The organism is Meiothermus sp. (assembly GCF_037443965.1).
GTDB lineage: Bacteria > Deinococcota > Deinococci > Deinococcales > Thermaceae > Meiothermus.
This window is the reverse complement of record NZ_JBBINI010000037.1, coordinates 21,068-31,072: the sequence shown is the minus strand read 5'-3', so window position 1 is coordinate 31,072 and position 10,005 is coordinate 21,068. Positions and strand designations below refer to the sequence as shown.

Sequence of the window (10,005 nt, the reverse complement as noted above, 5' to 3'; positions counted from 1 at the left end):
GGCCCGGTCGTTTGCAGGTTTCCTGGCGCGGGTGAACCTGATTCTGCTGGTGCACAACCTCATCCGCAGCCGTCTTCTGCTCAGGATGGCGGGGGTGGAAGGGTAGACTGCAGGTAGCACACGAAGGGATTACACTTCATCGTTCGGGACAGTATCGTTTCTATGTGAACTCGGGTTACAACCTCGAGCAGCCCTACATTTGTGTGAAACACGAGGGGCATTTCGCCAAATTTTTGCTGCAACCGCTGACTCTACAATCCAACAACGGTTTTTCCCGCACCGAACTGGGTCGCATCCAGCAAGCCATCGCAGATGCGCGCGATCAACTCCTCAAACACTGGGCCAATGTCAAAGGCAATGAAGGCGAAAAGCCCAGCGGAGAGCTTTTGCTGCACGAACAGTAGGCCATAGAGCCTTTGCTATACCGGTCTACCTGCCATCATAAAGCTGGCGGTCATACCGCCATCCACCGGCAAAATGGTGCCGGTGATAAAGCTGGCCTTCTCGGAAGCTAGAAACACCACCGCCTGGGCGACTTCTTCGGGTTTTCCCAGGCGGCGCAGGGCATGTAGGTCTTCCCAGTCCTGGCGGGTCAGTTCGGGATGCTCGGACATCTGAATGGCTTCCAGTACGCTCTCGGTGGCGATGGCCCCGGGCGCTACCGCATTGACCCGGATGTTCATGGAGGCCAAGTCCAGCGCCAACGAACGGGTCAGGTTTACCAATCCACCCTTGGAGGCATTGTAGGCAGCGTTGTTCTGCTCGGCGAAGAGGCCCTGCACGCTGGCCACATTCACAATCGCACCTCCTCCAGACCGCACCATTTCCCTGGCCGCCAGGGCAGAAAGGTGCATGGGCGCGGTCAAGTTCACTTCCAAGGTTTGTTGCCAATCGGCCAACCCCACCTTGAGCGCCGAACCGGGCGCGGCAATAGCTGCATTGTTGACCAGTACATGGATTGCGCCCCATTGTTTGGTAGCTTGCTCGACAAAGCGTTCGCGGTGAAGGGCCTGCGCAATATCGGCATACACGAACAAGGCTCCTAGCTGTTTGGCAACCTCGAGGCCTTCCGGCCGCACATCACACAGCACCAGTAAGGCCTGTTCTTTGGCAAATGCCTCGGCAATGGCCCGCCCAATGCCTCGAGCCGCCCCGGTTACCAGCACTACCTTGCCCTGAAACATGCTCAAAGTTTATCCAATCAGATCGGATACAATTCAACCATGACCCCCCTGTTCAAAAAGCTCAACCTCAAAGACCAAACCGAACGGGTCGTTTTGAACGCGCCCGAGGGATTTGATGAAGAGTTGAGCCTCCTTGAAAACGTCACAATTCTACATAGCCATAAAGCAGCGCAAAAAATCCCATTCGTCTTGATCTTCGCGACCAAACAAAACCAAGTAGACAAAGCTGCAAAGGCCATAGTACCCAAGCTAGCGGGGGCTGCGGTGGTGTGGTTTGCCTACCCCAAGGGCACCTCCAAAAAGTACGAATGGGAATTCAACCGGGATAGCGGCTGGGCCGTGTTGGGAGAAATGGGGCTGGAACCGGTGCGCCAGGTAGCCATAGACGTGGATTGGTCGGCCCTGCGCTTTCGGCGGGTGGAGTACATCAAGACCATGACCCGCAGTTTCGCCATGACCCTCGAGGGCAAAGCCAAGGCTGCCAAAAAGTAGTTAGCGAATCAGGCGAAAAATGAAGGGATACCGGTAAGATTTACCCTCCGATACCGCAATAGCTGCGGCAATCATCGTCCAGATCACCAGAATTCCCAAAAGAATAGCCAGCGGAATCCCGATCAGAATGAACATCAGTGGAATCACCAGCAGCCAGTAGAGGGTATAGCTGATCTGGGCGTTGAGGGCCTCCTTGGCCTGTTCCTTTACGAACAGCCGGTCGGGGCCAAGGATGTAGATCAGCAGGGGAATCAGGATTTGCCCGATGGCAATCAGATAGCCAAAAATCGGGGCCAGATGAGCCACAATAGCGATGTTGCGATCGTCGCGACTGGTCTCCATGCCACAATAGTAGAACAAAAGGCCCAAGCCATCAGCTACCTAGAGCGGTTCCCACGAGAGCTTGCTCCGAATACCTGGTACGCCCTTGTTTACCGTGCCGGGTTATCGCACTCTTCACAGACGCGGCTTCCCATCCGGGAGGCCACTGTGCTGTGCAGGAAAAAACAATCGAGTTGTGAGCGGTTCAATAATTGTGAAGAGTGCTCTAACCAGGCCAATAAACCGCGTTGGCTTCGACAGGCTCAGCCAACACCCGCATACTGGGGGAACCGTTGTAATGGTAGGAAACGCGACAGGCCGCTTGAATGACTTGGCTGGGGGACGATCCGCTTCGCGATGGGCTACTGCCCATGCACCAACGGGACGATCCCCTTTCGGGACGGGCCGGAGCCCGTACAGCCAAGGGACGATCCCACGCCGCGCCTTGGCGTGGCGCAGGACGGGCTTCCCGCCCGAGGCGGCAACGTGCACCAAGATGGCGGAGTCATGGTGAAAACCGCGATACTGTGGCGGCTCGGCTTACCTGCGTGACCCCTGCGCTAGTTGCAATCCCGCAATGGCTGCAAAGCCCGCGCAAGATATTCACCGCTCAGCTCACCTGTCAGACCACGGTAGGCACGGCAGAAATCTCTGGCTTCTGGTTGACCTGTGCGGGCCCGGTCACGGATGTACTGGGCTTCCCCACGGAGGTTGTTGATGATTGCATTTCTACCGCTGTAGGCTCCAAGCTGATACCCTAGCCAGCCGCCTATAAATCCCACCGCCAGCACTCCGAAAATCACCAGCACCTGCACCCATCGGCTCATGATTTCCTCCCAGGCTCATAGTCTGCGGGTTTTGCCATCCAGGGTCAGGAGGGGGCCGTAGAGATCGGGCCTGCGGTCACGAAAGAAGCCAAAGCTGGCTCGGAACGTGCGGGCTTCTTCCAGGTTGAGTTCAGCTACCAGGACGGTTTCTTCGTGGCGACCGGCCTCGACCATCTTGTTGCCCATGTAGTCGGCGATAAAGGAGGAGCCATAGAAGGTCTGCTCGAGGCCCTCTACTACTTCGGTGCCCACCCGATTGGCGGCCCCTAGATAGCAGATATTCGAGACCGCATGACCGATCATGGCCCGTTGCCACATATCCTTGGTGTCTATTCCTCCAGCCTCGGCAGGCTCGGAACCAATTGCGGTGGGGTATAGCAGAATCTCTGCTCCCAATAGGGCCATGCTCCGAGCGCACTCGGGATACCACTGATCCCAGCAGATGCCTGCACCCACCTGGCCAAACCGGGTATAGAAGGCTTTGAAGCCGGTATCGCCGGGGTTGAAGTAATACTTTTCTTCATAGCCGGGGCCATCGGGAATGTGCGATTTGCGGTAGATGCCCAGAATTTCGCCGCTGTGATCAATCATGGCCAGACTGTTGTAGTAAGCCTGTCCGGCCTTCTCGAAAAAAGAAAGTGGAAGCACCACGCCAAGCTCCTGGGCCAGTTGCTGGAAGTGCGGGATGAAGGGATGGTTTTCTGCTGGATTGGCCAGGGCAAAGTATTTATCCCGCTCGGCCTGGCACCAGTAGAGGCTCTCGAAAAGCTCTGGAAGCAGGACAATCTGCGCCCCCTGGGCAGCGGCCTCCCGTACCATCCGGGTGGCCTTGGCCAGGTTCTGCTCGCGGTCGGCGGTCATGGACATCTGAACAACGGCTAGCTTGGTCATGGTGGCTCCTCTAGCGTTCTGTACCCGGCCATATGGCACCGGCGGGCTGCTGCTGGGTGACGCAGTGGAAGCTGCCCCCACCGGTGATCAGGTAGCGGCTTTTGAGCCCGATCACCTCGCGTCCGGGGAAGAGCGGGCGCAGGATTTCCAGGGCCTGTTCGTCGTGGGGGTCGCCGTAGATGGGCACCAGCACGGCGCCGTTGGCGATGTAGAAGTTGGCGTAGGTGAGGGGGAGGCGGGTTTCGCTATCCAGCCAGAGCGGGTTTTTGGGGAGGGGCAGCTCCACGATGCGAAAACCCCCCAGGCTTCGCAGGATTTCCAGGTTTTCCTGCAGGGGGCGGTGGTTGGGGTCGTCGGGGTCTGGACAGACCGCCGTCACGATGGTGTGGGGCGAGGTGAAGCGGGTGAGGGTGTCTATGTGCCCGTCGGTGTGGTCGCCTTCCAGCCCGTCCCCCAGCCAGACCACGTTGTCAATGCCCAGGAACTGATGCAAGTAACCCTCGAGCTCCTCCTCGTTCAGACCGGGGTTGCGCTCCGGCGAGAGCAAACACTGGCGGGTGGTGAGGCATACGCCCTCCCCGTTGATTTCCAGTGAGCCCCCTTCCATCACGATGCCTGCATGGAACAGATGGGCTCCCAGAATGCGGGCCATGTGCAGGGGCATCTGGTTGTCCTGCTGGGCGGCATACTTCCCGCCCCAGCCGTTAAACTCCCAGTTGATGGGGGCCACCGAGGGTAGATGCACAGCCCCCCCTTTCCCTCCTTGTGGGGGAAAGTGGTCGGGGGAGGGGGGGTGTGTGACGAAGATCGCCCCCGAGTCGCGCAGCCACAGGTCGTCGTGGGGGATGCGGTGAAAGCGAACCTGGCTCGAGAGCCGGGCTTTGGCGTCGCGTTCGGATTCTTCGTCGTTTACTACCAGGTGCACCGGCTCGAAGCGGGCCAGGGTGTTCACAAAGGCCGCGAACTCCTGCCGTACAGGTTCCAGGTAGCCCAGCCATTTTTCGTCGTCGTAGGGCCAGGCCGTCCAGGTGGCGGCGTGGGGGGCCCATTCGGCGGGCATGGCAAAGCCCAGGGCGCGGGGGGTGAGGGTCTTCTCCACAAAGGCTAGAGTATAACAGCTTGCTGAATAGCAGCGTCCCGAAAGGAATGACCCCGTTATAGGGCCTGCAGGGCGGCCTCGAGGTCGGCCCAGAGATCCTCGACGTCCTCGATACCCACGCTCAGCCGCAGCAGGGAAGGGGGGAGGTGTTCCTGCCCCGGAATGGCCGCCCGGCGCTCCATGGTGGACTCCACCCCCCCCAGGCTGGTGGCGTGGCGGATCAGCCGGACGCGCCGGCAGACCGCGTCGGCCTCGGCGGCCCCGCCGTGCAGCTCGAAGGAGAGGATGCTGCCAAAGCCTTTCAGCACGCGCTGGGCGGTGGCGTGGGTGGGGTGGGAGGGCAGGCCTGGGTAGCGCACGCGGGCCACCCGGGGGTGCTGCTCGAGGCGAAGGGCCAGCGTCTGGGCGTTCTCCTGGGCTTTTTGCAGGCGGAGGGCCAGGGTGCGCGCCCCCCGCACGGCCAGGAAGGCCTCGAGGGTGCCAGGGGTGGCCCCGCTGAGTTCCCTGGACTTTCGCAGGGCCTGCCACAAAGCCTCGTCGCGGGTGGTGGCCACCCCCCCGAGCAGGTCGGAGTGGCCCCCGATAAATTTGGTGGCCGACTGCACCGAGACCGTGGCCCCCAAGGCCAGGGGCTGCTGGTTGAGGGGGGTGGCAAAGGTGTTGTCCACCGCCAGAATGGCGCCGGGCTTGCGCGGGGCCTGTCCGATGGCGGCCAGATCCACCACCGTGAGCAGCGGGTTGGAGGGGGACTCGAGCCAGATCAGATCGGCCTCGCCACAGGCCCGCACCCAGCCCTCGGTGTCCTCCAGGGCCAGCCGCCGCACCGACCAGCGCTTCTTCTCGGCCCCGGCCAGGGCCAGCCCCACCACCCCCTGGTAGCAGTCGTCCGGCAGCACCACCACCGCCCCTACCGGAAGCTGATCAAAAACCGCCGCCACCGCGGCCATGCCCGAGGCAAAGGCCACGGCCTGCCCGTCCTCGAGCCCCCCCACCAGGGCCTCGAGGGCCTCCCAGGTGGGCGTACCGTCGTCGCGGGCGTAGGCCCGCTCCTCCCCCAGGATGAAGTTGGAGGCCGGAACCAGCGGGGTATTGAGGGGTTCGCCGGGCGCGGTTGGGCGGCCAGCGGCCACCAGCCAGGAGGCCGGTCTGAGTTGGGTGGGCTTTTCCATGCCCGCAGTATACCCACCTGCTACACTAGGGGCATGGTGCAGCTGTTCAACGCCGAGACCAGCGCGCCCATCGGCCAGATTAGCGAAGCCCAGATTTCGTTCGGTCGCCCAGATGGAAGAGGAACACGCCCAGGATCAGGGCTACTACCTGAATGCGGATTTACTGGAGACCTGGCGCGAGCAGGGCGCCGACCCGGCCCTCATCGAGCTGCTGGCTAAAGCCATGGGGGATGGGGAAGAACTGAGCATCCGCTGGTCGAGGTAGCTACGAGAGCGTGGCCTCGTCCATCAGCCCCTCGGCCCAGGCCTCGAGGTGGCCCACATCCCCAATCGAGAGAGCGGTGCCTTCGGGGTAGAGCAGGCGGGTGATGGAGGTGTTCTGGATTTGAAATTTGCGCCAGGCCCCGTTTTCGAGCCCGAGCACAATCTTGAGCGCGGCCCGGATGACCCCCCCGTGGGTCACCACGATAAACCGGCCTTCCGGTAGCTCCTCGATAAAGGCCTGTACCCGCGCGGCCAGGTCGGCCATGCTCTCGCCGCCGGGGCGCTTGGTGTTCCAGGGGTCGCGCTGGATGGCCCGGTGGAACTCTGGGTAAAGCCGCTCCATCTCGCTGCGCAACAGCCCCTGCAACTCGCCGGCGTAAATCTCGCGCAGGCGGGGGTCGTAGCTGGGTGTGAGGCGCAGGGCCTCGGCGATGGGCTTGGCGGTGAGGGCCGCTCGTTGTAGGTCGGAGCTGTACAGGCCATCGAAGCCCTGGCGGCAGGCGGCCAGGCGCTCGGCCACCCGGAAGGCCTGGTGCAGGCCCTGCGGGGAGAGATTAACGTCGTAATGCCCTTGAAAACGCCCCTCGGCATTCCAGGGGGTCTCGCCATGGCGTACCAGCCAGAGTTCTTTCATAGGGTGGTTCAGGGTTCAGACAACCTTAACCCCTGACGACTCCATGATATAGCCTACCGGGTAGCTTTGGGGTAATAGTGTCCTGGCTCCAGAAGCCATGTCTGAACTCAGGACCAAAATGTAACCAAGCCCCATGTTGAACACTCGGTACATCTCCTGTTCGGCGATTTGTCCGGCGCGCTGAATCAGGTCAAATATGGCGGGAACAGGAAAGCTGCCCCGCCGAATCTCGGCCCCCAGCCCCTCCGGCAGCACCCTGGGCAGGTTCTCGAACACCCCCCCGCCGGTGATGTGGGCCATGGCGCGGATCTCGAGGCCCTCGCGCTGGAGCAGTTCTACTTCGCTCAGGTAGCAGCGATGGGGTTCCAGCAGGGCCTCGGCCAGCGACTGCCCGCCCAGCTCGGGCCGGGGTTCCTCGAGGTTCCAGCCTGCGAACACCTGGCGGGCCAGGCTGTAGCCGTTGGTGTGCGGCCCCGAGGAGGGTAGGGCCAGCAGCACATCGCCGGGCTGTACCCTGGAGCCGTCCACCACCTGGGCCTTGTCCACCACACCCACAATGGTGCCCACCAGATCCAGGCCGCCCTCCTGATAGACCCCCGGCATCTCGGCGGTCTCGCCCCCCAGCAGGGGGATTCCCACCGCCTTGCAGGCCTCGGCCAGCGATGCCAGGATCTGGGCCAGCACCTCGGCTTCCAGCTGGGCGCTGGCGATGTAGTCCATGAAAAAGAGGGGCCGGGCCCCCTGCACCAGTAGGTCGTTGACCGAGTGGTTCACGATGTCGAAGCCCAGCCCGCCGTAGCGTCCGGTCTGGGCGGCCAGGAGGGTCTTGGTGCCCACCCCGTCGGTGGAGGCCACCAGCACCGGCTCGGCCAGGTTTTTGAGCCAGGCGACCTCGAGCATCCCCCCAAAGGCCCCCAGGCCGCGCAGCACCTCGGGGGTGTAGGTTTCCTTGATTTTGCTGGCGGCGGCCTTCAGAGCGCCCGCCTTGCGGTCAATGTCCACCCCGGCGTCCCGATAATTCATAGCTCAACCCCCAGCATCTCGCCCAGCATCCTCCTGACCACGTCGGCTTTGGCGGTGCCCCTGGTCTCCTTCATGATGGGGCCCAGCAGGGCGTTGGCGGCCTTGAGGTTGCCCATCTTGACCTGCTCCACCACCTTGGGGTTGGCGGCCACCACCCGCTCCACAATGGGCCGCAACGCACCTTCGTCCGCAACCGCGCGCAGGCCGCGTTCCTCCACCAGCTTGATGGGGTCGGCCCCTTCCATCACCTCGGGGAGTAGCTGGCTCAAGACCCGGTTGGTGATCTCGCGCCGCTCGAACAGGCCCGCCAGGGCGGCCAGGTGTGGGGGGGTGAGGGCGGTCTCTTGCACTTCCACCAGCCGCTCGTTCAGATAACCGGCCACATCGGCGTTGAGCAGGTTGGCGACGGTCTGGGGGTTGCCCTGGTAGTGGGCCAGGGCTTGGTCGAAGAAGCGGGCCAGCGAGGGATTGTAGGCCAGGATTTCGGCGTCGTACGGGCGCACCCCGGCCTCCACGTAGCGGGCGTATTTCTGGGCGGGCAGCTCGGGCATGGCGGCTTTGAGCCGGGCCAGCCAGGCCTCGTCCACCACGATGGGGGGCAGGTCGGGGTCGGGGAAGTAGCGGTAGTCGGCCTCGCCTTCCTTCAGGCGCATCACGTAGGTCTTGCCGGCAGCCTCGTCGAAGCCCAGGGTGGCCTGCTCGACCCTGCGCCCGCTGCGGAAGATCTCCTGCTGGCGCCGAATCTCGTACTCGAGGGCCCGCGCCACGCTGCGAAAAGAGTTCAGGTTCTTGATCTCGACCTTGGTTCCCAGCGGCTCCCCCACCCGCCGCACCGAGACGTTCACGTCAGCCCGCATCTTGCCCTCCTCGGGGTTGGCCTCGGATACCCCCAGGGTCTGGGCAATCGAACGAATGTGGGAGAGAAAAATCCGGGCCTGCTCGGGGGTGCGGATGTCCGGTTCGGTGACCATCTCGATCAGGGGCGAACCAGCCCGGTTTAGGTCAATCAGGGAGTAGGGGGCCCCCTCGGGGTGGGTGGACTTGGCCGCGTCCTCCTCGAGGTGCACCCGCTTGATGCGCACCCGCTGCCCCTCCACCTCCAGGTAGCCGTGGGCCGCGATGGGCAGGTCGTACTGGGAGATCTGGTAGTTTTTGGGCATGTCGGGGTAGTAGTAGCTCTTGCGGTGGAACTGCGTCCAGGGGGCAATCTGGCAGTTCAGGGCCAGCCCGAACAGGATGCCGTACTCCACCGCCTGGGCATTAACCACCGGCAGCACCCCCGGCAGACCCAGGCAGACCGGGCAAGTGTGGGTATTGGGCGGATCGCCAAAATAGCTGGCATCGCAGCCGCAGAACATCTTGCTTTTGGTTTTGAGATGCAGGTGGACTTCCAGCCCTACCACGGCTTCGAAATCGGGCATACGCGGATATTATAGGGTGGCAAATATGCCCAAGCCCATTTTGGTACGCAGCCTTTCGGCTAGCATGCGCTTGGAGGCGGGCGGATGTCCAGGCAGTTGCAACAAACCAGGCCCAGGGTAGTGGAGAGAAAAATCTGGCCGGCGGCCCTCCTCGGCGGGGTGCTCTCGGTGGTGGGGAACCTGCTGGTCTTCGTGGTTGCCGAAGGGTTGGGGGTGAATCTACAAGTCACGACGGCGCCGGGCTCGAGCACCCTGGTACCGCTGCAGGTGGGGCCGGTGGTGCTGGCCAGCCTGCTTCCGGCCTTCCCCGCGGCGGCCTTGCTGAAGGTGCTGGCCCGGTTCTCGCCAAACCCCTGGCTGCTGTTTTTAGGCCTGTCGGGGGCGTTTTTGCTGGTTTCCTTGCGGGGGCCCCTCAACCTTCCGACCGACCCTGCCAACGAGTGGACGCTTAACCTGATGCACCTGGTCTCGGCGGTGGCGATTGTGGGCGCTTTGTGGGGATGGGCGCGTCGGTAGATGGGGGTTGGTGCGTGGAAGTCCTCACCCGCAGGTGCTACAATCTGGGTTGCTTGATTGGGCAAGCCCCGCGCGCTCGTAGCTCAGCTTGGATAGAGCGAAGGTTTCCTAAACCTTAGGTCGCAGGTTCGAGTCCTGCCGGGCGCACCAGTCCAGAACGCTAA

General features: G+C 62.7%; 13 protein-coding genes and 1 tRNA gene. 5 read left to right on the top strand and 9 right to left on the bottom strand.

Translation table 11 applies throughout. The features are described from left to right. The first annotated feature begins 164 nt into the window (after positions 1-164). Positions 165-404, top strand: coding sequence for a DUF4160 domain-containing protein (locus WKI89_RS15685; RefSeq protein WP_337871196.1), 240 nt, complete (start codon positions 165-167; stop codon positions 402-404). Between the two features lie 15 nt (positions 405-419). Here WKI89_RS15685 and WKI89_RS15680 read toward each other — a convergent pair whose 3' ends face one another. Next, entirely contained in the window at positions 420-1,190 is a 771-nt protein-coding gene (locus WKI89_RS15680) for a glucose 1-dehydrogenase (protein ID WP_337871195.1), read from the bottom strand. 33 nt (positions 1,191-1,223) lie between these two features. Between WKI89_RS15680 and WKI89_RS15675 the strand changes: the two genes are divergently transcribed. Further along, positions 1,224-1,676 carry a hypothetical protein gene (locus WKI89_RS15675; RefSeq protein ID WP_337871194.1) on the top strand — a complete coding sequence of 151 codons (453 nt, stop codon included), beginning with the start codon at positions 1,224-1,226 and terminating at the stop codon, positions 1,674-1,676. Here the strand turns inward: WKI89_RS15675 and WKI89_RS15670 are convergent, their stop codons facing one another. The 5 genes from WKI89_RS15670 to WKI89_RS15650 form a co-directional block, all read right to left on the bottom strand. Continuing rightward, a complete protein-coding gene (locus WKI89_RS15670) occupies positions 1,677-2,018 on the bottom strand; it encodes a DUF4870 domain-containing protein (RefSeq protein WP_337871193.1) in 342 nt (113 codons plus the stop codon). It abuts the gene before it with no gap. Positions 2,019-2,557: 539 nt separating this feature from the next. Next, positions 2,558-2,824, bottom strand: a complete 267-nt coding sequence (locus WKI89_RS15665) for a hypothetical protein (protein WP_337871191.1) — start codon at positions 2,822-2,824, stop codon at positions 2,558-2,560. Positions 2,825-2,839: 15 nt separating this feature from the next. Continuing rightward, positions 2,840-3,715, bottom strand: a complete 876-nt coding sequence (gene aguB, locus WKI89_RS15660) for an N-carbamoylputrescine amidase (protein WP_337871189.1) — start codon at positions 3,713-3,715, stop codon at positions 2,840-2,842. A gap of 10 nt (positions 3,716-3,725) precedes the next feature. Beyond that, complete coding sequence (locus tag WKI89_RS15655) at positions 3,726-4,814, bottom strand: agmatine deiminase family protein (protein WP_337871187.1); 1,089 nt, start codon at positions 4,812-4,814, stop codon at positions 3,726-3,728. 56 nt (positions 4,815-4,870) lie between these two features. Further along, positions 4,871-5,983 (bottom strand): PLP-dependent transferase, encoded by a 1,113-nt coding sequence (locus tag WKI89_RS15650; protein WP_337871186.1) that lies wholly within the window; start codon positions 5,981-5,983, stop codon positions 4,871-4,873. Positions 5,984-6,095: 112 nt separating this feature from the next. On the opposite strand from WKI89_RS15650, the gene WKI89_RS15645 reads away from it, so the two are divergent. Beyond that, the gene (locus WKI89_RS15645; protein ID WP_337871185.1) at positions 6,096-6,248 is read left to right on the top strand and encodes a hypothetical protein; all 153 of its coding nucleotides are present in this window, start codon (positions 6,096-6,098) and stop codon (positions 6,246-6,248) included. Here WKI89_RS15645 and WKI89_RS15640 read toward each other — a convergent pair whose 3' ends face one another. Genes WKI89_RS15640 through gatB form a run of 3 tightly spaced genes read right to left on the bottom strand, consistent with a single transcriptional unit; the run spans position 6,249 to position 9,325 of the window. Next, a complete protein-coding gene (locus tag WKI89_RS15640) occupies positions 6,249-6,881 on the bottom strand; it encodes a histidine phosphatase family protein (RefSeq protein WP_337871183.1) in 633 nt (210 codons plus the stop codon). 15 nt (positions 6,882-6,896) lie between these two features. Further along, the gene (gene purM, locus WKI89_RS15635; protein WP_337871180.1) at positions 6,897-7,904 is read right to left on the bottom strand and encodes a phosphoribosylformylglycinamidine cyclo-ligase; all 1,008 of its coding nucleotides are present in this window, start codon (positions 7,902-7,904) and stop codon (positions 6,897-6,899) included. After that, positions 7,901-9,325, bottom strand: coding sequence for an Asp-tRNA(Asn)/Glu-tRNA(Gln) amidotransferase subunit GatB (gene gatB / locus WKI89_RS15630; RefSeq protein WP_337871178.1), 1,425 nt, complete (start codon positions 9,323-9,325; stop codon positions 7,901-7,903). The genes purM and gatB overlap by 4 nt, the downstream gene beginning before the upstream one ends. Positions 9,326-9,409: 84 nt before the next feature. On the opposite strand from gatB, the gene WKI89_RS15625 reads away from it, so the two are divergent. Beyond that, positions 9,410-9,841, top strand: coding sequence for a DUF6069 family protein (locus WKI89_RS15625; protein ID WP_337871176.1), 432 nt, complete (start codon positions 9,410-9,412; stop codon positions 9,839-9,841). A gap of 72 nt (positions 9,842-9,913) precedes the next feature. Next, a tRNA-Arg gene (locus WKI89_RS15620) sits at positions 9,914-9,991 on the top strand. Positions 9,992-10,005 lie beyond the last annotated feature (14 nt).